18 protein-coding genes are annotated in these 21,898 nt (G+C 62.8%); 7 read left to right on the forward strand and 11 right to left on the reverse strand.

Annotation, left to right across the window (positions count from 1 at the left end):
* Positions 1-20: 20 nt before the first annotated feature.
* Positions 21-1,397, forward strand: a complete 1,377-nt coding sequence (gene pdxR / locus KHP07_RS25085) for a MocR-like pyridoxine biosynthesis transcription factor PdxR (RefSeq protein ID WP_214498208.1) — start codon at positions 21-23, stop codon at positions 1,395-1,397.
* A gap of 70 nt (positions 1,398-1,467) precedes the next feature.
* Here pdxR and KHP07_RS25090 read toward each other — a convergent pair whose 3' ends face one another.
* The 6 genes from KHP07_RS25090 to KHP07_RS25115 form a co-directional block, all read right to left on the reverse strand.
* On the reverse strand, positions 1,468-2,544 hold the full coding sequence (locus KHP07_RS25090) for a nucleoside hydrolase (protein ID WP_214498209.1): 1,077 nt from the start codon (positions 2,542-2,544) through the stop codon (positions 1,468-1,470).
* 28 nt (positions 2,545-2,572) lie between these two features.
* The gene (locus tag KHP07_RS25095) at positions 2,573-3,883 is read right to left on the reverse strand and encodes an MFS transporter (protein WP_078048278.1); all 1,311 of its coding nucleotides are present in this window, start codon (positions 3,881-3,883) and stop codon (positions 2,573-2,575) included.
* A 320-nt stretch (positions 3,884-4,203) separates the two neighbouring features.
* The gene (locus KHP07_RS25100) at positions 4,204-4,836 is read right to left on the reverse strand and encodes an N-carbamoylsarcosine amidohydrolase (RefSeq protein WP_078048279.1); all 633 of its coding nucleotides are present in this window, start codon (positions 4,834-4,836) and stop codon (positions 4,204-4,206) included.
* An 83-nt stretch (positions 4,837-4,919) separates the two neighbouring features.
* A complete protein-coding gene (locus KHP07_RS25105; RefSeq protein ID WP_010210656.1) occupies positions 4,920-5,672 on the reverse strand; it encodes a maleate cis-trans isomerase family protein in 753 nt (250 codons plus the stop codon).
* A gap of 14 nt (positions 5,673-5,686) precedes the next feature.
* On the reverse strand, positions 5,687-6,484 hold the full coding sequence (locus KHP07_RS25110) for an alpha/beta fold hydrolase (RefSeq protein WP_214498210.1): 798 nt from the start codon (positions 6,482-6,484) through the stop codon (positions 5,687-5,689).
* Positions 6,481-7,614, reverse strand: a complete 1,134-nt coding sequence (locus tag KHP07_RS25115; RefSeq protein WP_214498211.1) for an FAD-dependent monooxygenase — start codon at positions 7,612-7,614, stop codon at positions 6,481-6,483. The genes KHP07_RS25110 and KHP07_RS25115 overlap by 4 nt, the downstream gene beginning before the upstream one ends.
* 307 nt (positions 7,615-7,921) lie before the next feature.
* Here KHP07_RS25115 and KHP07_RS25120 point away from each other — a divergent pair, with 307 nt between their 5' ends.
* The 4 genes from KHP07_RS25120 to KHP07_RS25135 all read left to right on the forward strand — a co-directional run bounded on the left by KHP07_RS25120 (position 7,922) and on the right by KHP07_RS25135 (position 13,816).
* Positions 7,922-8,974 (forward strand): 2,5-dihydroxypyridine 5,6-dioxygenase, encoded by a 1,053-nt coding sequence (locus KHP07_RS25120; protein ID WP_100490837.1) that lies wholly within the window; start codon positions 7,922-7,924, stop codon positions 8,972-8,974.
* A gap of 103 nt (positions 8,975-9,077) precedes the next feature.
* The gene (locus KHP07_RS25125; protein WP_034108832.1) at positions 9,078-9,512 is read left to right on the forward strand and encodes a MarR family winged helix-turn-helix transcriptional regulator; all 435 of its coding nucleotides are present in this window, start codon (positions 9,078-9,080) and stop codon (positions 9,510-9,512) included.
* A 288-nt stretch (positions 9,513-9,800) separates the two neighbouring features.
* A complete protein-coding gene (locus KHP07_RS25130) occupies positions 9,801-10,283 on the forward strand; it encodes a (2Fe-2S)-binding protein (RefSeq protein WP_078048282.1) in 483 nt (160 codons plus the stop codon).
* A 5-nt stretch (positions 10,284-10,288) separates the two neighbouring features.
* Positions 10,289-13,816: a molybdopterin cofactor-binding domain-containing protein gene (locus KHP07_RS25135; RefSeq protein WP_214498212.1), complete on the forward strand. Its 3,528-nt coding sequence runs from the start codon at positions 10,289-10,291 to the stop codon at positions 13,814-13,816.
* A gap of 121 nt (positions 13,817-13,937) precedes the next feature.
* On the opposite strand, the gene KHP07_RS25140 is transcribed toward KHP07_RS25135, so the two are convergent.
* Positions 13,938-14,585 carry a TetR/AcrR family transcriptional regulator gene (locus tag KHP07_RS25140; RefSeq protein WP_078048283.1) on the reverse strand — a complete coding sequence of 216 codons (648 nt, stop codon included), beginning with the start codon at positions 14,583-14,585 and terminating at the stop codon, positions 13,938-13,940.
* Positions 14,586-14,746: 161 nt separating this feature from the next.
* Between KHP07_RS25140 and ggt the strand changes: the two genes are divergently transcribed.
* Positions 14,747-16,471 carry a gamma-glutamyltransferase gene (gene ggt / locus KHP07_RS25145; protein WP_100490835.1) on the forward strand — a complete coding sequence of 575 codons (1,725 nt, stop codon included), beginning with the start codon at positions 14,747-14,749 and terminating at the stop codon, positions 16,469-16,471.
* A 121-nt stretch (positions 16,472-16,592) separates the two neighbouring features.
* Complete coding sequence (locus tag KHP07_RS25150) at positions 16,593-17,387, forward strand: exodeoxyribonuclease III (RefSeq protein ID WP_214498213.1); 795 nt, start codon at positions 16,593-16,595, stop codon at positions 17,385-17,387.
* Here KHP07_RS25150 and KHP07_RS25155 read toward each other — a convergent pair.
* From KHP07_RS25155 to KHP07_RS25170, 4 genes are all read right to left on the reverse strand, one after another.
* Positions 17,384-18,889, reverse strand: a complete 1,506-nt coding sequence (locus KHP07_RS25155; protein ID WP_099491241.1) for an FAD-dependent oxidoreductase — start codon at positions 18,887-18,889, stop codon at positions 17,384-17,386. The two genes, KHP07_RS25150 and KHP07_RS25155, sit on opposite strands and share 4 nt — an antisense overlap.
* Positions 18,890-18,958: 69 nt before the next feature.
* Positions 18,959-19,480: an AAA family ATPase gene (locus tag KHP07_RS25160; protein ID WP_078048287.1), complete on the reverse strand. Its 522-nt coding sequence runs from the start codon at positions 19,478-19,480 to the stop codon at positions 18,959-18,961.
* Positions 19,477-20,040, reverse strand: a complete 564-nt coding sequence (gene pnuC, locus KHP07_RS25165; RefSeq protein WP_214498214.1) for a nicotinamide riboside transporter PnuC — start codon at positions 20,038-20,040, stop codon at positions 19,477-19,479. The genes KHP07_RS25160 and pnuC overlap by 4 nt, the downstream gene beginning before the upstream one ends.
* Positions 20,041-20,188: 148 nt before the next feature.
* Entirely contained in the window at positions 20,189-21,823 is a 1,635-nt protein-coding gene (locus KHP07_RS25170; protein WP_099491238.1) for a methyl-accepting chemotaxis protein, read from the reverse strand.
* Positions 21,824-21,898: the final 75 nt, after the last annotated feature.

Consider the following 21,898-nt stretch of genomic DNA (forward strand, 5'->3'; position numbering starts at 1 on the left):
TTCCCGCCGAGCCACTTGCGATGTCGTCACTGCCCAAATACCAGGAAATCTACCGGCGTTTTCGCCAGGCCATCGACCAGGGCCAATTGCGCGCCGGTGAGCGCGTGCCCTCGGTGCGGGCGCTGGCCCAGGAGCTCAAGGTGGCGCGGGGCACGGTGGAGGCGGCGTATCAACTGCTGGTCAGCGAAGGTTTCTTCGAGGCGCGCGGGCAAGCGGGGACCGTGATTGCCGAGGCGCTGCCGCAGGTGTCGGTGAAACCCATGCCGGTTGCGTTGCCGGTGACTTCAGGCCCTCGGCCGTTGCAAATGGGCCTGCCCGCCCTGGATGCATTCCCGCGCAAATTGTGGGCACGCCTGGTGACCCAGCAAGTGCGCCGCACCGATGCGGACAGCCTGGCGATGGGCGACGTGCGCGGCACCCAGGCGCTGCGTGTGGCGATTGCCAGCTACCTGGCGTTGTATCGCGGCGTGGAGTGCACGCCCCAGCAGGTGTTTGTGTGTGCCGGGTATGCGGGCGGCCTCACCCTGGTCTGCGAAACGCTGGCGATGGCGGGGCAGCGCTGCTGGTTCGAAGACCCCGGGTACTTGCATGCGCGGCAGTTGTTGAGGCATCGCGGTGTGGAACTGGTGCCGGTGCCGGTGGATCGCGATGGGCTGGATGTCGCGCAGGGCATTGCACGGGGGCGTGGGGCGCGACTGGCGATAGTCACCCCGGCGCACCAGAGCCCCTTGGGTGTGGCGTTGAGCCCGCTGCGGCGGCAGGCCTTGCTGGAATGGGCGCGAGAGCAGGGCAGTTGGGTGGTAGAGGATGACTATGACAGTGAATTTCGCTATCGCGGGCAGCCGTTGGCGGCGCTCAAGAGCCAGGATACGGATGACCGAGTGATCTATGCCGGAAGCTTCAGCAAGATGCTGTTCCCGGGGTTGCGCTTGGGGTATCTGGTGGTGCCTGTGTCGTTGGTGTCGGCGTTTGAGCGTGCGGCCGAGGCGTTGCAGCAGCGTGGGGCGCAGTTGTTGCAATTGACGGCGGCGGATTTTCTCGAGCAGGGGCACTTCACCCGGCATTTGAAGAAGATGCGCCAGTTGTATGCGCAGCGCAGGGCATATCTGGTGGAGGCGTTGCGCGTGCATTGTGCGGGATATCTGCGGGTGGATGAGCAGGCGGGGGGGATTAATTTGCTGGCGCGGTTGGTGGTGGATGTGCCGGACCTTGTCGTGGCCGAGGCCGCTGGTAGAGCGGGGTTGGCGGTGCAGGCACTGTCTTCCTGGACGCTTGAGGCTGGGCGGGGGCAGGGGGTGTTGATGGGGTTTACCAATGTGGCTTCGGCGTCTGACGCGGTTGTGGTCGCCATGGTTTTGCGTGATGTGATTGATAAGTGCATAACCGTTGACCAATAACGGATATGTACTCAACGCTGAGCAACTGAAAAAGAATGCGCTCCCACGCAAGGTGGGAGCGCGCGGCCGGTCAGTGCTTGACCGGCGTCGGCAGGGTCACGAGGTTGACGTAGCCATCCCAGAATTTCTTCTGGTCCACACCGAACACCACCTTGGCCTTCTGCGTGCCTACCGGGGCGCCTTTCTGGTAGCCCAGTGCGCGGCCGTAGTCGGCGCCGAAGGTGGCGTCTACATCCACCCACAAATCGCGCGATTGCGTGACAATCTCTGGGTTGACCAGGTACAGCGCCGGCAAGCTGTCCCAGGTAAAGCTGTGGTAGCTAGGGTCCTTGTCGAACAACGGCCCGAACTCATGCGTGTACAGGTCGGCAATCGGGCCTTTCTGGGCGATCACGCGTTGGTACACCGCCTTGTCGAAGGTGACTTTCTCGCACACATCGTTGGGGAAAATCACGTGTTCGATCGGCGCGCGCAACACGATCTTCGCGGCCTCCGGGTCGAACCACCAATTGAATTCCGCCGCCGGCGTGGTGTTGCCCGGAATCTCCAGCGCGCCGCCCATGTACACGATGCGCTTGATCAGCGGCACGATATCCGGCGCCGAGCGAATCGCCAGGGCGACGTTGGTCAGCGGGCCGACGGCAAGGATCGTCACCTGGTGCGGATTGGCACGCACGCTTTGCACAATGAACTGCGCGGCCGTCTCGCTGCGCAGTTTCGTGTGCGTGGCCAGGCCATCCGGTGGCGTGACCAACTGCGCGGGCGAGGTAGGACGCGGGTTCTTGAACGCCCCTGGCCAACCGGAACCGAACAGGGCCTTTTCCGCCTCATAGGTGGCGTAGTCGTGCAGCAGCGGGTAGGCGGCGCCGGAATAGACGCCCACCTCTTTCTCCACGCCCATGCGTTCCACGGCCTTGAGGGCATCGACCTGTTCCTGGTCGACCCAGGCGTTGCCACTGACCAGGGTCATGCCCAGCAGCTCGATGCGTTTTTGCGCGTGCAACTGGGCGAGCATGATGAAGGCTTGGCCGTCATCGTTGAGCACATTGAAGTCGGTGTCGAAGATGACTTTTTCCGCGGCCTGCGCGGTGCTGGCACACAGGCCGACCGCCACAAGCAACGCACAGCGTTTCAAGAAGCCTTGCATGGTGATTCATCCGAAAAAGTTGTTGTTATCAACGGTTCACCAGTTTCGCCGGCAAGGCGATGACCAGGAAGCTGCTGAGAATCAGGCAGCCAGCGAAAAACCACAAGGCACCGGCACTGCTGCCCGTGACGTCGATCGCAACGCCCATCAACGAGTTGCTCACCAGGCCTGCGATATTCGCCACCGAGCAGGCCAGGGCAAAGCCGGTGGCCGCCGCGGTGCCTTTGAGAAAGGTCGCCGGCAGGCTGAAGAACACCGGCACCGCGCCGATGATCGCCGCCGAGGCAATCGCGAACAGCGCCACGGTGGCCGCTACGTTATGGGTAAAGAAGGTGCTGGTGGCCATCGCCGCCGCACCGATGAAAAACGGCACGATGATGTGCCAGCGGCGTTCGCGGTGCTTGTCGGAACTGGCGCCGATCAGCAGCATGCCGAGCAGGGCGGCGACGCTTGGCAATGCGGTCAGCACGCCGATATGGAAGGTGTCGGTGACCCCGGCGTTGCGGATGAAGGTCGGCATCCAGAAGCCCATGGCATAGGCGCTGAGCAGGATCGAGAAGTCGATACCGCCGAGCATCCACACTTTGAGGTTGAAGAACCCGTCACGGAAGCTGTGCTTGCTGCCGGCGCCGTCGGCGTCATCCTTGCGCAGTTCGGTTTCCAGCAAGGCCTTTTCCTCAGCCGACAACCATTTGGCTTGCTGGTAGGTGTTGGGCAGTGCCCAGAAGGTCAGCACGCCCAGCAATACGCTGGGTACCGCTTCGATCAGGAACAGCCACTGCCAGCCGCGCAGCCCGCCCATGTGGTCGAAGTGGCCCATGATCCAGCCGGACAGCGGGCCGCCGATCACGCTGGACAGCGGCAGGCCGATCATGAACAGCGCGATGATGCGCCCGCGCCGATGGGTGGGGAACCAGGTGGTCAGGTAGTACAGCACGCCCGGCAGAAAGCCCGCCTCGGCCGCGCCGAGCAGAAAACGCAGGATGTAGAACTGGGTGGTGGAGGTGACCAGCATGGTGCAGGCCGAGAGCAGGCCCCAGGTGATCATGATGCGCGCAATCCAGATTTTTGCGCCGACCCGTTCCAGCACCAAGTTGCTCGGCACTTCGAACAGGATGTAGCCGACAAAAAACAAGCCGGCACCGAGGCCGAACGCGGTTTCGCTGAACTGCAGTTGGTCGAGCATCTGCAGTTTGGCGAAGCCGATGTTGATGCGGTCGAGGTAGGCGGCCAGGTAGCAGAAGCACAGGAACGGAATCAGTTTCCAAGTGATCTTGTGGTAAAGCGTGTTGACCGGGTCGGCGACCGTGGTCGCGGGCGCTGCATTCGCAATGGGCATTGGGTGTCTCCTGGCGGTGACTTATGGTTTTTATACAGCCGCTTTTGTTCCAGCACTTCGGAGTGCTGTAGAAGCGACTTCCAAAGGCAGTGTCAGAAGACTGAGGGCGGCGCCTGGACACGATCCATATGGACGCCGGGCATATGTGGGAGCTGGCTTGCCTGCGATGGCATCGGCGCGGTGTCACTGTTACACCGCAGCGTCTGCATCGCGGGCAAGCCCGGCTCCCACAGGGATCGGTTTCCACATTTGAATGTGTTCCAAGGCCGGGCCTCAGTTTGTTCAAGACCGCACTCTATGGCGCGGTTCTCAGTACCGTCTTATTGCTCCTTGAATTTGCGCATTGCCTCCTGCTTGCTCACTACGTCGCCATATTTGCTGTCGATATCGAACAGGTTGGCTTCATGGGGGGCCGGGTGCCGGTCGCCGACGCATTCGCGCACGACGATGGTGCGAAACCCGTGTTGCACCGCATCCACCGCCGTGGCGCGGATGCAGCCGCTGGTGGAGCAACCGGCCAGTACCACGGTGTCGATGCCCTGGGCATGCAGCATCGGCGCCAGGCTGCTGCCGAAGAACGCACTGGCGTACTGTTTGGTGATCACCACTTCATCGGCCTGGGGCAACACGTCGGCGCAGAACGCCGCCAGTGGGTTGCCTTCGACCATGTCTTTCATCACCGGGGCCTTCTTGACCCAGATCCCGCCATCGACGAAATGGCCGGGATGGTAGCGGATATTGGTGTGCACCACCGCAATCCCGTGCTTGCGTGCGGTGGCCAGCAGCTCGACGCTTTCAGCTACAGCCGTGACCACACCCGGCGCAAACAGCGGCGCGCCTTCGGTGGTGTAGCCCTGCATGAAGTCGATCATCAGCAGTGCGGCTTTCTTGCCGAAGCCGATGCGGTTGCCCCATACGCCTTGGTAGTTGGCGTCGGCGGATTGTTCACTCATCTTTCAACCCCTCATTCATGTCTGACGTGAGCGCGCTTTTTTTGTGGCAAGCCCGCTCACCACAAAGCAACTTTCCGCTCCCGTTAATAAGCGCCGGAAAGCAGGGCGCCAGCACCGGGAACGATGGGTTCCAGGTCCAGGGCCTTGAGCATCGCGTAGGTAGTGGCGATGGCGGCGGTGAGCACCGGTTTGCCGGTTTGCGCCTCGACCTTGGCCACCACTGGCAGCGATTGCATCTGCACGCAGGCGGACAGCACGATCACATCGACACCTTCCAGGTTCATGCCGGCGACGATAGCCGGCAGGTTGGCCGGGTCGTGGCGGGCCACTTCGAGGTTGTCCGGGATCTCCAGCGCACGCCAGTCCACCACCTCGAAGCCTTCTTCGCGGATGTAGTTCACCACCAGTTCGGTCAGCGGTTTCATGTACGGCGCAACAATCGCGATGCGCTTGGCGCCCATCACTTTCAGGCCTTCGATCAAGGCGCCGGCGCTGGTGATCACCGGGGCGTTGGCGTCGTTGTCGGCGGTGGCTTTGCGCAAGCGCTGTTCGGAGTTGCGGTGGTAGCCCAAGCCCATTGCCATGATCGCCACCAGGCACGCATAACCCAGCACATCGACCTTGGCGTCGGACAGCTCGACGGCACAACGGTCGGACTCGCCGTCCATGGCCGCCAGTTCTTCCTTGCGCACTTGCTTCATGCGCATGCGGCTGGAGTGAAAGGTAAAACGCTCGGGGCGGATCGCCTGGCGTGCGGTGAGCATCGCCGGGATCTCGGTTTCCATGGTGGTGTTGGAACTGGGCACGATCTGGCCGATGCGGTAAGGCTTCTGCATGGTGGTCTCCATGGTTATTGTTCGAGGAAGTCGCCAAGGGCGTGGAAGAAACCGTCGAAGTCATCCCACGGAATCATGTGCCCGGCATTCGGAACGCGGGCCACCTGGATGGCCGGTTGCAGGTCCTGGATTTCGGCAATGTCTTCATCAAGGATCACGCCGCCGCGCCCGGCCACCATCAACAGGGCAGGGACCTTGAGGTGGGGCAGGTCGTGGTGGAAGTCCACCGTGTGGAAGTCATTGAAGGCGCGCACGATGGCGGGCTCATAGCAGGTGTGCAGCCATTCGGCGCGCAGTTGCAGTTGTTCGTCGGTCCAGGTGGCGCAGAAGGCGCGCATCGCCTCGGCGTGCATGCCCACCAGGGATTGGCGGATCGAATCGACATACCACGGCAGCTTGCTCGGGTATTCGCGTCGGCCCGGGCCGGACACCGGCGGGTCGATCAGCACCACGCGGTTGACGCCCTGGGGGTGCAGCACCGCGCTGCGCACGGCAAAGCGCGCGCCCATGGAGTGGCCCATCAAGTGGTAGCTGTGCAGGTTGAGTGCATCGGCAAAGGCACCGATGTCTGCGGCGCAGGTGTCCGCGCTGTAGTCCAGCTCGGGGCCGGTGGACGAGAGGCCGCGACCACGCACATCGAGCACGTAGGTGTCGAACTGCGCGCCCAGGCGCTCGGCCACGAAGCCCCAGGTGATCGCCGGGCTGGTGATGCCGGGGATCAGGATCAGCGCCGGGCCCTTGCCGCCGTAACGCAGGTAGTGCTGGCGAATGCCATTGGCCTGCACGTTGCCGCCGTAGAGGAAGGTGCTCACGCGGCCACCCCCGATTTGAGTTCTTGGGCGTACAGGTCATAACCGTAGACCCAGGCCGGGTCTTCCTGGGTGCGCAGCCAGGTGTTGGCGTTGGACACTGCTTGTACCCGTGATGCACGTTCCTTGCGGTTGGCTTCGTAGAGCTGGAACGCGGTGCGGTAGTCGCTGATGCCGGTTTCCTGCAGGCAGCGGGTGAGCATCGCCGCGTCTTCGATGGCCATGCCGGCACCCTGGGCCATGTGGGGCTTCATCGGGTGGCAGGCGTCGCCGAGCAGCACCAGGCGCCCACGGCTCCACAGTGGCAACGGGTTGCGGTTGCGCAGCGGCCATGTGGTCACGCTTTCGGTGGACTCGATCAGGGCCTGGACGGTGGGGTGGTAGCCCTTGAAGGCGTCGAACATCTCTTCGCGGCTGCTGTCGACGAACGCGCCCTGGAAGTCCCATTCGGCATGGGGAACGCCGGTCACGTAGTAGTACTCGTCGCGCTTGCCGGTGGTGTAATAGACCATCATGTGGCGGTCTTCGGTCCACCATTTGATGCAGTCTTCGAACTTCAGGTCGTACTTGGCCAACTGGTCGCCACGGATCAGCGCACGGTGTGCGACCCAGCCGCTGTACAGCGGTTTTTCCACGCCGAGCAGTTCTTCGCGGATCTTGGAATTGATGCCGTCGGCACCGATCACGATGTCGGCGTAGGTCACCTGGCCGTCGGCGAAGGTCAGGCGCACCTGGGTGTCGGTTTCCTCGAGAGTTTCCAGGCGCTTGTTGAAGTGCAGGGTGCCGGGCTTGAGGGTAGACATCTGCAGCGCATGCAGGTCGCCACGGTGCACGGTGATGTAGGACGCGCCGTAGCCGGTGAGCGGGATGCGCGAGAGGTAGTCGCCGGTTTCGCCGCAACGGCTGAACCAGTGCTCGGGGTGCGAGCCCATCAGGTCCAGCTGTTTTTCGATGCCCATGCGGCGGAAGATTTTCATGATGTTGGGACCCATGTGGATCCCGGCACCCAAGCGGGAAAACTCCGGCGCCTGCTCATACACATCCACGTCGAAACCAGCTTGCTGCAACAGGGTGGCAGCGGCGGCACCGCCAAGGCCGGCGCCGACGATGGCGATTTTCTGAGTGCTTCCCATGGGGCGTGTTCCTCTCTCTTTTTGATTTTCGGCGGCGTCTGTCCGCAAGGTTTTTAAAGTGTATACGCTCATTTTTCGAAATGGGAAGCCTGTCTCTGCAAAATTATTTTTTGGTCATAGTTATCCCGTGTAACGTGATGTAGTCAATAAATACGGGGATTGTTTCGATAGGTAACGTTTTGGCGCGCCGCTTGCAGTCTGTCTGCAATTCGGGTCTTATCGTTATTAAATGGCGTGTACGCTATAAAAATGCACTAGAGTGAAGCGCAGTGCTTGAACTTGGTGCAGGCCCACAGGAGACAGGAAAATGCCGGTAAGCGATTGCGAACTGACCCAGATGTTTGAACACGTGTTGACGCTGTCCAAGGTCGACCCGACCCAGAGCGTTGCCGTGCTCAAGAGCCATTACTCCGACCCGCGCACCGTGCGTGCTGCGATGGATGCTGCGCAGCGCCTGGGGGCCAAGGTGTATGCGGTGGAGTTGCCGTCGTTCAACCATCCCAGGGCGATGGGCAACGACATGACCGCCTACTGCGGCGACACCGCGCTTACCGGCAATATCGCGGCGCAACGCGCACTGGAAGCCGCCGACCTGATCGTCGACACCATGATGCTGCTGCACTCGCCGGAGCAGGAGCAGATCCTCAAGACTGGCACGCGCATCCTGCTGGCCGTGGAGCCGCCCGAAGTGCTGGCGCGCATGCTGCCCACCGAAGAAGACAAAGTGCGCGTGCTGGCGGCCGAGCAGTTGCTGAAAAAGGCACGCTCAATCCACGTGAAATCCCGCGCCGGCAGTGACTTCCGCGCTGCCCTGGGGCAATACCCGTCGGTGACCGAATACGGCTTTGCCGACGAGCCGGGGCGCTGGGACCATTGGCCGAGCGGCTTCCTGTTCTCCTGGCCCAACGAAGAAACCGCCGAAGGCGTGCTGGTGCTGGACATCGGCGACATCCTGCTGCCGTTCAAGACCTACACCCGCGAGAAGATCACCCTGGAGATCGAAAAGGGCTTCATCACCAAGATCCACGGGGGGTTCGAGGCCGAATACCTGCGTGACTACATGAAGTACTTCAACGACCCCGAGGTGTACGGCATCTCCCATATCGGCTGGGGCCTGCAGCCTCGGGCGCAGTGGACGGCGATGGGCCTGCACGACAAGAACGATGGCATGTGCATGGACGCGCGGGCGTTCTATGGCAACTTCCTGTTCTCCACCGGGCCGAATACCGAAGTGGGCGGGACACGCAAGACGCCGTGCCACATGGACATCCCGCTGCGCAATTGCGATGTGTACCTGGATGACGAAGCCGTGGTCATCGCCGGTGACGTCGTCGCCCCGGCAGCCTCCCTGGCCCGCTGAACGCCCCTCTAGGAGCCGGCACGCCGGCTCCTACATCGGTAGGTGTTTGCGGCACATCCCGTTATCATGCCTCCCCATCGCCAGCCATTTTTCGAGCTCCGCCGTGCCTGATTCCTACGTCTTTTCTGAACAAGTTGGCCACCTGCTGCGCAAGGCCTACCAGCGCCACTTGGCGATCTTTCAGCAGAATGTCGGCGATTCCCAGCTCACCGCCGTGCAGTTCGTGACCCTGTGCGCGCTGCGCGATCACGGTGCAAGTTCGCTGACCGAGCTGGTCAAGGCGACGGCCGTGGACCAGGCGACCATTCGCGGCATCGTCGAACGGCTCAAGGCCAAGGAACTGATCAGCCTGGAACCGGACCCGCAGGACAAGCGCAAAGTGGTGGTGGACTTGTCCCCGGAAGGCGCCGAACTGGTCGCCCAGACTGCGCCGCGCGCCGCGCAGATCAGCGAATTGACCATGAGCAACCTCAACCCCGCCGAACGGGTGGCAGTGCTGTTCTTGCTGCGCAAGATGATCGACGACCCGCAGGAATAATTGTGGTGAGCGGGCTTGCCCCGCGCTGGGGCGTGAAGCGGCCCTGAAACCAGACACCGCCATTCATCTGGAAGAACTCGGTGGCATTATTGGGGCGGCTGCGCCACCCAGCGCGGGGCAAGCCCGCTCACCACAGGGTATCTATCCGCCTTCTGGCACCGCTTTTGCTTTGAGTTCATGTAGTAGTCACTTCATTCGTCAAGTGTGTCGTGAGACCCCAGGTCCGCGACGCTTTTTTTTGACTGTTTCATGTAGTGACCACTTCACCAACTGTTACGGGCGAAGCGAATGATCAGCCAGCACATCACGGTAGCGCTTGAGGTCAACGGGCAAAAAAACGAAGTCAGCGCCATGGCGGACACGCCGCTGTTGCTGGTGCTGCGCAATGACCTGGAACTCAATGGCCCCAAATATGGCTGCGGCCTCGGGGAGTGCGGTGCGTGCACCGTGATCATCGATGGGGTGGCGGCCCGTTCCTGTGTGTTTCCGTTGTCGGGTGCCGCAGGCCGCGAGATTGTCACCCTGGAAGGTCTGGGCACGCGCCAGGCGCCGCACCTGGTGCAACAAGCCTTTATCGACGAGCAGGCCGCGCAATGTGGCTACTGCCTCAACGGCATGATCATGACCACCAAGGCCTTGCTCGACCGTAACCCCAACCCCAGCGAAGCCGAGGTGCGCAACGCGCTGTCGGGCAACCTCTGCCGCTGCGGCACCCATATTGAAATCCTGCGCGCCGTGCTGCGTGCCGCCCGCCTGATGACTGTGGATTGATGACCATGACCGACACACCGCTTTCCCGTGACCAGTGGCTGGCCAAGGCCGGCGTCCTGTTGATCGTCGATGACGTGCTGCCGCCCTCGGGGCCGGTGGCCAAGGGCGGCACACCCACCGTGAAACCCAAGGAACTGGGGCTGTTCATTGCGGTGAACGACGACGGCCTGGTGTATGCGTTCAATGGCCATGTGGACCTGGGCACCGGCATTCGCACCGCGTTGGCGCAGATCGTCGCCGAAGAACTGGACCTGGCGATGGACCAGGTCAAGATGGCGCTCGGCGACACTGAACGCGTACCCAACCAGGGCGCGACTATTGCCAGCGCCACGTTGCAGATATCCGCCGTGCCCCTGCGCAATGCGGCAGCCGAGGCGCGGCGGTTTCTACTGGCGCGGGCGGCGGGGCGCTGGGGCGTGAGCACCGGCAGTCTCAAGGTCGACGCCGGCGTAATCCAGGCCGCTGACGGGCGCACCACCACCTACAGCGAACTGGTCAGCGGCCAGCATGACCAACTGCGCATCAGCGGCGATGCCCCGTTGAAATCCGTCGAGGACTACCGCCTGGTAGGCAAGGGCGCCGCACGCGTGGATATCCCCGGCAAGGCCACCGGCGAGCTGACCTACGTACATGACATGCGTGTGCCGGGCATGCTCCATGGCCGGGTGGTTCGCCCGCCGTATGCCGGGCTTGATTGCGGGGAGTTTGTCGGCAATAGCTTGCTGAGTGTGGATGAGGCGTCCATCGCACACATCCCTGGCGTGGTCGCAGTGGTGGTGATCCGCGATTTCGTCGGGGTGGTGGCGTTGCGGGAAGAGCAGGCGATCAAGGCGGCCGCCGACCTGCAGGTGCAGTGGAAACCCTGGAACAACGCCTTGCCGGACATGAGCGATGTCGCGCAGGCCATCCGCGACAACCCCCGCGTGCGCCGCACCGTCCTCGACCAGGGCGACGTGGATGCAGCCCTGGCCAATGCCACCCAGCGCATGCCCCGCAGTTACCTGTGGCCCTACCAGATGCATGGCTCGATCGGTCCGTCCTGCAGCGTGGCGGATTACTCGCCGGCCGGCAGCCGGGTGTGGTCGGGCAGCCAGAACCCGCACCTGTTGCGCGCCGACCTGGCGTGGTTGCTGGAATGCGAAGAAGGCCTGATCGATGTGATCCGCATGGAGGCTGCCGGCTGTTATGGGCGCAATTGCGCCGACGATGTATGCGCCGATGCCTTGCTGTTGTCCCGTGCGGTCGGCAAGCCGGTGCGTGTGCAGCTGACCCGCGAGCAGGAGCATCTGTGGGAGCCCAAGGGCACCGCGCAATTGATGGAGGTGGACGGCGGCCTCAACGCCGACGGCAGCATCGCCGCCTATGACTTTGAAACCAGTTACCCTTCCAACGGCGCGCCGACCCTGGCGCTGTTGCTGACCGGCCGCGTCGAGCCGGTGGCGGCGATGTTCGAGATGGGCGACCGCACGTCCATCCCGCCCTACGACATCGACAACCTGCGCGTGACCATTAACGACATGGCACCCATCGTGCGTGCCTCGTGGATGCGTGGCGTATCGGCCCTGCCCAACACCTTTGCCCACGAATCCTATATTGACGAGCTGGCGTTCGCCGCCGGCGTCGACCCGGTGGAATACCGCCTGCGTTACCTCAAGGACGAACGCGCCATCGACCTGGTGAAATCCACCGCCGAACGCGCCAACTGGGCACCGCGCACCGCGCCGATGCAAACCGCCAACGAGGACCATCTGTTGCGTGGCCGTGGCTTTGCCTACGCGCGCTACATCCACAGCAAGTTCCCGGGGTTCGGCGCGGCCTGGGCTGCGTGGGTGGCGGATGTGGCCATCGACAAGCAGACCGGCGATGTGTCGGTGACGCGCGTGGTGATCGGCCACGATTCGGGGATGATGATCAACCCGGCCGGGGTGCAGCACCAGATCCACGGCAACGTGATCCAGTCCACCAGCCGGGTGCTGAAGGAGCGGGTGACCTTTGAAGAGTCGACGGTGGCGAGCAAGGAGTGGGGCGGCTATCCGATCCTGACCTTCCCCGAAGTGCCGAAGATCGACGTGATGATGATGCCGCGTCAGGACCAGCCGCCGATGGGTGCCGGTGAGTCAGCCTCGGTACCCAGCGCGGCGGCAATCGCCAATGCCATCTACGACGCCACCGGCATTCGGTTTCGCGAATTGCCGATCACCCCGGAGCGCGTGCTGGCGGCACTGAATGCCGCGACCCTGGGTGAACCGGCCAAGTCGCCGCAAAAACGCAGGAAGTGGTGGTTCGGCGCGCTGTTCGCCACCTTGGGCGCGGTGCTGGCGACAGCCTGGCCGCTCCACCCTGAAATCGCTCCAATTGCTCCGCCCAGCGCCGGCACTTGGTCCAAGGCCACCCTGGAGCGCGGGCGTTTACTGGCGGCGGCGGGGGACTGCGCGGTGTGCCACACGGCGCCCGGTGGTGCGACCAATGCCGGTGGGCTGGCCATGGAAACGCCGTTCGGCACGCTGTACAGCAGCAACATCACCCCGGACGTGAAGACCGGGATCGGCGCCTGGTCGTACCCGGCCTTCGAGCGGGCGATGCGCGACGGTATTGGCCGTGACGGGCGCAACCTGTACCCGGCGTTTCCCTACACGGCGTTTCGCAATATCAATGAGGCGGACATGCAGGCGCTGTATGCCTACCTGATGTCCCAGGCGCCGGTGAGTCAGGCGCCGACGCCAAATACCATGCGCTTTCCGTTCAATATCCGGCCGTTGATGGCGGGCTGGAACGCCCTGAATCTTCGGCGCGGTGAAATCACGCCGCAGCCTGAGCGCGGCGAGCAATGGAACCGTGGGAATTACCTGGTCAATGGCCTGGGTCACTGCGCCGCGTGCCATTCGCCACGCAACCTGCTGGGCGCGGAGAAGGGCGGCAAGGCATTTTTGGCGGGCGGCAGAGTCGATGGGTGGGAGGCGCCGGCGTTGACGGGGCTGTCGAAGGCGCCGACGCCGTGGACCGAAGATCAACTGTTTACTTACCTGAGCACCGGCTATTCCGATGCCCACGGCGTAGCGGCAGGCCCGATGGGGCCGGTGGTCAGCGAGTTGTCGAAACTGCCCAAGGCGGATATCCGCGCCATGGCGGTGTACCTGGCGTCGCTTAACGGCGAAGCGGCGGCCGAGGCTCAGGTGGCCGCTGCCGTCACCGTGCCAAATCCCAATGGCCGACGGGTATTCGAAGGCTCATGCAAGGCCTGCCATGCCGACGGCCTGGGGCCGAAATTGTTTGGGGTAAGCCCGTCGTTGGCAACCAATACCAATGTGCACAGCGATCAGCCGGATAATTTGATCAAGGTGATTCTGCAAGGCATCAGCAACCCGGCGACCAAGGACCTGGGGTATATGCCGGGCTTCAAGGACAGTTTGTCCAATAGCCAGGTGGCGGATTTGGCGGCGTATCTGCGCGGGCAATTCGCGCCGAATGCGCCACAGTGGAGTGGCTTGGAACAGAAAGTCGCCCACCTGCGCGCCAACCCCGGTACTCACTGACACTGCGCGATAAAAACTGTGGGAGCGGGCTTGCTCGCGAATGCGGTTGTCCAGTCAACATCTGCAGCGACTGACACTCCGCGTTCGCGAGCAAGCCCGCTCCCACATTTGGATTGCGTTTCTACAGGGGGATGGGAGATACCCCACGCACCACCAAATCACTGATAAACCCCAGCCAATCCTGCTGCTGCCCCTTGTCCGCCAGGTCTTCTCCAAGGAACGAACTCAGCGTGTGCCGGTTGGAGTTATAGAAGTAGCACAGAGACGCAATCATCAAGTACACGTGCTTGAGGTCCACATCCTGGCGAAACACGCCCTGGGCCTGGCCGGCTTCGATGATCGGCTTAAGCACGCCCACGGCTTCCCCCGACAACCTGCGCATCTCCCCAGACTGCTGGGCATGTTTGCCCTGGTGCAGGTTCTCGATGCTCAGGATCGCCACGAATTCCGGGTGCTTGACGTAGTAGTTCCAGATAAACGCCACCAGGTCACGCAGGGCCTGCTCCGGTGCGTCGAGGTTGAGCTTGAGCTTGCTTTCGGCTTTGTTGAATTGCTCGTAGGTGTGCTCCAGCACGCAGACGAACAGGTGTTCCTTGCTGCCGAAATAGTAATAAAGCATGCGGTCGTTGGAGTCGGCTTCCTTGGAGATGGTGTCGACGCGCCCGCCGGAATAACCGTCGCGGGTGAACACTTTGACCGCCGCCTGGAGGATTCGCGCGCGGGTCTGGTCGGCCTGTTGGGCGCGGATGCCGGTCTTCTTGATCGCCATGTCAAAGGGGCCTTGCAAGACAGTCTGGGCGCGAAATATAGCATGGGCTTTTTCGGGTCCGTTCTGTGACCGACAAGTTCTGTAATAAAAACGCCATTGCGCTGGGGATTCAATCTGCGTCGGGCTATTTTGGTGCGTCTTAATAACTAGAGTAGCCATGGATGAAATACCAACCCTTCAGCCGTACCTTGATTGCCACAGCCCTGGTGTTGACGGTCAGTGGTGTGCAAGCCGCTTCCCAGGCCCCGGTGGCCGGTGAAAATGGCATGGTGGTAACGGCCCAGCATTTGGCAACTCATGTCGGCGTGGATGTGCTCAAGGCCGGCGGCAATGCGGTCGATGCGGCCGTGGCCGTGGGCTATGCGCTGGCGGTGGTGTACCCGGCGGCGGGCAACCTCGGCGGCGGCGGTTTCATGACCGTGCAGCTGGCGGACGGGCGCAAGACCTTCCTCGATTTCCGCGAAAAAGCCCCGCTGGCGGCCACCGCCAATATGTACCTGGATAAAGACGGTAACGTCATCGAAGGCCTCAGCGCCAAAGGCCACCTGGCCGTGGGTGTACCGGGCACCGTCTCGGGCATGGAGCTGGCCCTGAGCAAATACGGGACCCTCAAGCGCGCCCAGGTCATCGCCCCGGCGATCAAACTGGCCGAAAACGGCTTTGCCCTGGAGCAGGGCGATATCGACCTGTTGCACACCGCTACCGGCGAGTTCGAAAAAGACAAGGACATGCGCGGCATCTTCCTGCACAACGGCCAGCCAATGCAGGTGGGCCAGAAGCTGGTGCAGAAAGACCTGGCCAAGACCCTCAAGGAAATCTCGGCCAAGGGCAGCGACGGTTTCTATAAAGGCTGGGTCGCCAAGGCCCTGGTGGACTCCAGCCAGGCCGGCAAGGGCATCATCACCCAGGCTGACCTCGACAAGTACAAGACCCGCGAACTGGCGCCCATCGAGTGCGATTACCGTGGCTACCACGTGGTCTCGGCACCGCCTCCAAGCTCCGGCGGCGTAGTGATCTGCCAGATCATGAATATCCTCGAAGGTTACCCGATGGCCGACCTCGGCTATCACTCGGCCCAGGGCCTGCACTACCAGATCGAGGCCATGCGCCACGCCTACGTGGACCGCAACAGCTACCTCGGCGACCCGGACTTCGTGAAGAACCCGATCGAGCACCTGCTGGATAAAAACTACGCGGCAAAACTGCGCGATGCCATCGAACCGCAAAAAGCCGGTGACTCCCAGGCGATCAAGCCGGGCGTGTCGCCCCATGAAGGCAATAACACCACCCACTATTCCATCGTCGACAAGTGGGGCAACGCGGTGTCGGTCACCTACACCCTCAACGACTGGTTCGGTGCGGGCGTGATGGCGAGCAAGACCGGGGTGATCCTCAACGATGAAATGGATGACTTCACCGTCAAGGTTGGTGTGCCGAACATGTACGGCCTGGTCCAGGGTGAAGCCAATGCCATCGCACCCGGCAAGGCGCCGCTGTCGTCGATGAGCCCGACCATCGTGACCAAGGACGGCAAGGCCGTGATGGTGGTCGGTACGCCGGGTGGCAGCCGCATCATCACCGCTACCTTGCTGACGATCCTGAATGTCATCGACTACAAGATGAACATCCAGGAAGCCGTGGACGCGCCACGTTTCCACCAGCAATGGATGCCGGAAACCACCAACCTGGAGACCTTCGCGGTCAGCCCGGATACCCAGAAGATCCTCGAAAGCTGGGGCCATAAGTTCGCCGGTCCACAGGATGCCAACCACTTGGCGGCAATCCTGGTCGGCGCACCTTCCCTGGGTGGCAAGCCGGTGGGTAACAACCGTTTCTATGGGGCGAATGATCCGCGTCGCAACACCGGGCTGTCGCTCGGCTATTAAGGCCTGACGCAGTAAAAAGCGGTGGGAGCGGGCAAGCCCGCTCCAACAGTTGTGGTGTGCGGATTGAACATCCGTTCCTCTCCAGGGCTCTACCCCAAGAGCCCTGGAAGGACCGGACCCCATGAAAGCCCTGAAAATCGCCACCTTCAATATCAACGGCATTCGTGCCCGGCTGCCGAACCTGCTGCAATGGCTGGCGCGGGAACAGCCCGATGTGGTGTGCCTGCAGGAGCTAAAGGCCGCCGAAAGCCTATTCCCCTATGCCGACTTCGAAGCCGCCGGCTATGGCGGGATCTGCCTGGGGCAAGCGTCCTGGAACGGGGTAGCGATCCTGGCGCGGGATGCCCAGCCGCTGGAAAGCCGGCGCGGTTTGCCCGGTGATGACAGCGACACGCAAAGCCGCTATATCGAGGCTGCCGTGCATGGCGTACTGGTCGGCTGCCTGTATTTGCCTAACGGCAACCCGCAACCCGGGCCGAAGTTTGAGTACAAGTTGGCGTGGTTCGAACGCTTGATTGCCTATGCAAAGGCGCTGCAAGCCAGTGAGCATCCGGTGCTCCTGGCCGGGGATTTTAACGTGGTGCCCACTGACCGGGATATCTACAACCCGCGTTCCTGGCTCAAGGATGCCTTGCTGCAACCGCAAAGCCGCGAGGCTTACCAGCGCCTGCTGGACCAAGGGTGGACCGATTCGGTGCGCCACCTTTACCCAGAGGCGCGCGTCTACACCTTCTGGGATTACTTCCGTCAGCACTGGCAAACCAATTCAGGCCTGCGCATCGATCACCTGTTGCTCAACCCGGCGCTCGCGCCTTATCTGAAAGACGCCGGCGTGGATGCCTGGGTGCGCAACGAGCCCCACGCCAGCGACCATGCGCCGACGTGGATTCAACTGGGCACACGTAAAAAACGCTAATGGCTGCGGATCAGTTCGAGGGCTTCGGTCTTGCCCAGGGGCTGCTGCATGCGTTGTGACAGGCGCGCCATCGCTTGCGGGTGTGCGCAGGCAATCACCGCTTCCACCTGATCGTCATGGCAGAGCAGGGCGATGAAATCATGCCGTTGCAGGTCGCCCTCCAGGTGCAGTCGGTTCCAGTGCTGCGGGTGGCCGAGCACCTCGAAGGTCTTGTCGAAGTGGTAGGTCCAGAAGAACGGCACGTCGGCGTACACCTGGGTGTCACCGAGCATAGTGCGCGCCGCCAGCACGCCGAGCTGTTGGGCCAGGCGCCAGTGTTCGATGCGCGTGGGTTGGTGCTGCCAGGGGAAGGTCACGTTGTCGCCGGCGGCCCAGAGGCCCGGCGCAGCCTGCAGTTGATCATCGACGACAAGTGATTGGTCCTCGGCTTTGGTAACGCCGTCGATAAAGGCAGTGGCGGGTGTTACGCCGACGCCCATCAACACCAGGTCGGCCGCCAGGCGATTGCCGTTTTTCAACAGCACCGTACTCACGGCGCCATGCCCGTCCAGGCGTTCGGGCTCGGTGTTGCTGTGAAAGATCACGCCGTGGTCTTGGTGCAACTGGCGCAGGGCGCCGCCGATGCGCTTGCCCAGTTGCGCTGCCAGCGGGATGGTGTGGCGGCTGACCACCTGCACAACCAGGCCGCGTTGACGCAGGGCCGACGCCGCCTCCAGGCCGATAAAACTGTCACCGATGATCACCGCGCAGGTGGCGTGGTCTGCCGCCGCGCTGATACGCGCGGCGTCTTCGCGGCTGCGCAGCACGAACACGTTATTGAGCTGGGCACCGGGGATATCCAGGGGTTGTGCGTTGCCACCGGTGGCGACCAGTGCGGCGTCGTAGTCGTACTGGCGGCCATCAGCCAATTCGATGCGCTTGCCGATGGCGTCCAGGCGCAGCACTTCGCCATGAATGTTCGCGCTCTCGTCCAGCAGGGGCGGGGTGTCCTCGGCCGCCATTTCACCGGCAATCACGAATTTGCTCAGGGCGGTGCGATCGTAGGCGGGCTGCTGTTCGCGGTCGATCCACAGCAAGCGCCCGGCAAACCCGTGGCGTTTCAGGGTGGCCACGGCGGCGGCACCGGCGGCGCCTGCACCGATCACGGCAAAACAGCGCGTGTCCTCACGGGGCTGCGTGGGCTCGGCGCTGATGGGCTCGTCACCGACACTCACTACGCCATCGAGAACCTGCACCGGGTATTGCCTGAGCCCGACCAGCGCCGGTGGTTCCTGCACGGCGCCGCTGTCCACGGCGAACGCGGCCTTGTGCCAGGGACACACGATGCGGCCTGCGCAGATCACGCCTTTTTCCAGCGGTGCACCCGCGTGCGGGCAGTCGGCCTGGAAGGCCCGGACCTGGTCGCCGACGCGGACCAACAACATGGGGTGCGTCGCGGTCTCGACACGCACACCGCGGTTTTCAGGCAGGTTGATCAGGCGGGCAACGATACGCATATTCATGGGTCAGTCTCCTTTAGAAGGTTGACTGACGGGCAGGGCCATGAACTGCGTCGGCCCGATGGTCGGTCGCTACGCCAATAACTTCGTCACGGCGGCGAAGGCCATGACCCGGCGCTGTGCCCAATCTCCACCGATCACCACGAACGGTTGGTGGTGCTGCCGCATCCAGTCCAGGCTGGCCTGGAAAAACGCCTGGCGGTCCGCCAGTTCCGGTTGGCAGCGTTGGCCGTCGGCGGTCCACTCCACATCCTCCGGCGAGAGCAGCAGGTGCAGGTCGTAGTGACGTGCCAGCAGTTCACTGTCGAGCCAGGCCGGGCAGTCACCGAACAGGGTTTGGCTCCAGAGTCTGTTGGTCAGCAGGTGCGTGTCGAGGATCAGCAACTGCGGCTGCTTGGCGCGCGCGGCGTCTTCCCAGGCCAGTTGGCCACGGGCGATGTCCGGGATGTCGGCCAGCGTGGTGTCGCGTTGATGGTGATCAATGAAGTACCGCACGTATTCGCCCACCATCAGCCCGCCGAACTGCGCTTGCAGCTGCGCCGCCAGCCAGCTTTTACCGCTGGACTCCGGGCCGGCCAGTACCACCACCTTCATGCGTGCAGCGCCGGGTCAGTGCGCCATTCACGCCAACCTTGCACGGCAATCACAGTAAACAGCGCGTAGAGCGCGGCGGTGAGGTAGAGGCCTTTGTAGAGGAACAGCCCGACGAAGATCACATCCACGGCAATCCACAGCGGCCAGCACTGAACGCGCTTTTGCGCCATCCACATTTGCGCCACCAGGCTGAAACCGGTGAGGGCGGCGTCGAGCCAGGGTTGCGCGGCGTCGGTCCAGTGCGCCATGGCGGCGCCAAGCAACAGGCTGCCGAGGGCACCCATCGCCAGGCTGGCGAGGATGGCCGGCACGCCCAGACTGGTCACCTGTCGGCCCTGCTTGACTGCGCCGGCGCGGGTCCACTGCCACCAACCGTAGACCTGCAACGCGGCATAGACCACCTGCAAGAGCATGTCGGAGTAGAGTTTCACGTCAAAGAACACCCAGGTGTACAGCAACACCATCACCAGCCCGATGGGCCAGCACCATGGGTTCTGCTTGACCGTCAGCCAGACGGCGATCACCCCAAGGGCGGCGGCGAACAGTTCAAACCCGGACATGAGGGTTCCTTGGGAGCGTGGGAGAGGGCGGGGATTGTAACCAAAGATGATCCTTTGTAGGAGCCGGCTTACCCGCGATGGCGGCCTTGAGTCTTGCGCGGGTCTCAAGGGCTTTATCGCCGGCAAGCCGGCTCCTACAAGTGGGGTGTCAGACTTTGAATTGGCGCAAGAGCCCGTCGAGTTGGTCGCTCAGGCCGCGCAAATGCGCACTTGCCACGCTCGACTGTTCCGCCGCCAACGCGGTGCTGTGGGACAGACCGGCGGCTTGGGTGACGTTCTGGTTGATGTCTTCGACCACATGGGCCTGTTGCAGGGTGGCGCTGGCAATCGAGGCGTTGAGGCCGTTGAGGTTGCGCAGGGCCTGGCCGATGGCAGTCAGGCTGGCACCGGCCTGGCCGGCCTGTTCGATGGTCAGTTGCGAGGCACTGTGGCTGTCGCTGATGACCTTGACTGCCGCTTCCGAGTGGCCTTGCAGGCGTTCGATCATGCCCTGGATCTCGGCAGTGGATTTTTGCGTGCGCTGGGCCAAAAGCCGCACTTCATCGGCCACCACGGCAAAGCCACGGCCTTGTTCACCGGCGCGGGCAGCTTCAATCGCGGCGTTGAGGGCCAGCAGGTTGGTTTGGTCGGCAATGGAGCGGATCACTTCGAGTACGCTGCCGATCTGGGTGCTTTCGGCGGACAGGGTGCGGATCACCTCCACCGCCTGGTTGATGGTGCCGGAGAGCTGGTCGATCTGCTGCAGGCTGCCGTCGATATTGACCTGGCCTTGTTGCGCCTGGGCCTGAGCGTCGCGCATTTCGCTGGCGGCGTGTTCGGCGTTCTTGGCCACGTCCTGCACGCCGTAGGTGACTTCATTGATGGCGGTGGCCACCAGCTCCATCTGCTGCGATTGTTGCTGGCTGCGGTCGTGAGCCTGGGTGGCGTTGTTGCCCAGCTCCTGCGAGGACTGGCCCAGGGCGTTGGCGCACACCTGCAATTGGCTCACCACCTGGCGCAGCTTGGCGGTGAAGCTGTTGAAGTGTTGTGACAGCTGGGTGACTTCGTCCCGGCCATGGGTGTCGAGGCTGCGGGTCAGGTCGCTTTCGCCGCTGGCAATGTTGCCCATGGCGTTCACCGCATCCTGCAAAGGCCGCACGATACTGCGCGCGATCAGTGACACCAGCAGTGCCATGACCAGCGCGATCCCCAGGCCGATGAACGAAGCTTTCCACACCTGGCCGCTGAACTCGGCCTGCACGTTATCCACATACACGCCGGAGCCGATAATCCAGCCCCAGGGTTCGAACAGCTGGATATACGAGGTCTTGGCCACTGGCGCGTCGGCCCCGGGCTTGGGCCAGCGATAATTGACGATGCCGGCGCCCTTGGCCTTGGCCAGGATCACGAACTCATTGAACACGGCAAACCCGTCCGGGTCGCGAATGGCCGAGAGGTTCTGGCCATCGAGCTTGGGGTTGGCCGGATGCATGATCATCACGGGCGTGAGGTCGTTGATCCAGAAATAGTCGTCATGGTCGTAGCGCAAGCCGCGTACCGCGCTCAAGGCTTGCTTCTGGGCGGCGTCGCGGGTCATCACGCCGGTGGTTTCGAGGCTGTGATAAAACGTCAGGATCCCGCTGGCGGTCTGGACCACGTGTTGGGTCTGCTGGCGCTTGGCCTGGTACAGGTCGTCATGGATCTGCTTGAGCATCAGCAAACCCAGGGCCAGCAGCATCAGCACGGCGACTATCAGGATCAGCCACAGGCGCCGGCTGATCGACATATTGCGCAAACTGTTCATCGTCCTGTCACTCCGTGCTTTTTATAATTGTGGGGGCTGCATCGACTTTTCCGACTTGTCTGATAGGCTTTCGGC

This window comes from Pseudomonas sp. VS40 (assembly GCF_018587885.1).
Taxonomy (GTDB): domain Bacteria; phylum Pseudomonadota; class Gammaproteobacteria; order Pseudomonadales; family Pseudomonadaceae; genus Aquipseudomonas; species Aquipseudomonas pergaminensis.

Coding starts and splice junctions, on each gene's coding strand:
- KHP07_RS25155 (WP_099491241.1), bottom strand. CDS start 18,889: ATGAATATGCGTATCGTTGCCCGCCTGATCAACCTGCCTGAAAACCGC.
- KHP07_RS25115 (WP_214498211.1), bottom strand. CDS start 7,614: ATGGGAAGCACTCAGAAAATCGCCATCGTCGGCGCCGGCCTTGGCGGT.
- KHP07_RS25150 (WP_214498213.1), top strand. CDS start 16,593: ATGAAAGCCCTGAAAATCGCCACCTTCAATATCAACGGCATTCGTGCC.
- KHP07_RS25160 (WP_078048287.1), bottom strand. CDS start 19,480: ATGAAGGTGGTGGTACTGGCCGGCCCGGAGTCCAGCGGTAAAAGCTGG.
- pnuC (WP_214498214.1), bottom strand. CDS start 20,040: ATGTCCGGGTTTGAACTGTTCGCCGCCGCCCTTGGGGTGATCGCCGTC.
- KHP07_RS25140 (WP_078048283.1), bottom strand. CDS start 14,585: ATGGCGATCAAGAAGACCGGCATCCGCGCCCAACAGGCCGACCAGACC.
- KHP07_RS25120 (WP_100490837.1), top strand. CDS start 7,922: ATGCCGGTAAGCGATTGCGAACTGACCCAGATGTTTGAACACGTGTTG.
- KHP07_RS25090 (WP_214498209.1), bottom strand. CDS start 2,544: ATGCAAGGCTTCTTGAAACGCTGTGCGTTGCTTGTGGCGGTCGGCCTG.
- KHP07_RS25135 (WP_214498212.1), top strand. CDS start 10,289: ATGACCGACACACCGCTTTCCCGTGACCAGTGGCTGGCCAAGGCCGGC.
- pdxR (WP_214498208.1), top strand. CDS start 21: ATGTCGTCACTGCCCAAATACCAGGAAATCTACCGGCGTTTTCGCCAG.
- KHP07_RS25105 (WP_010210656.1), bottom strand. CDS start 5,672: ATGCAGAAGCCTTACCGCATCGGCCAGATCGTGCCCAGTTCCAACACC.
- ggt (WP_100490835.1), top strand. CDS start 14,747: ATGAAATACCAACCCTTCAGCCGTACCTTGATTGCCACAGCCCTGGTG.
- KHP07_RS25130 (WP_078048282.1), top strand. CDS start 9,801: ATGATCAGCCAGCACATCACGGTAGCGCTTGAGGTCAACGGGCAAAAA.
- KHP07_RS25100 (WP_078048279.1), bottom strand. CDS start 4,836: ATGAGTGAACAATCCGCCGACGCCAACTACCAAGGCGTATGGGGCAAC.
- KHP07_RS25095 (WP_078048278.1), bottom strand. CDS start 3,883: ATGCCCATTGCGAATGCAGCGCCCGCGACCACGGTCGCCGACCCGGTC.
- KHP07_RS25170 (WP_099491238.1), bottom strand. CDS start 21,823: ATGAACAGTTTGCGCAATATGTCGATCAGCCGGCGCCTGTGGCTGATC.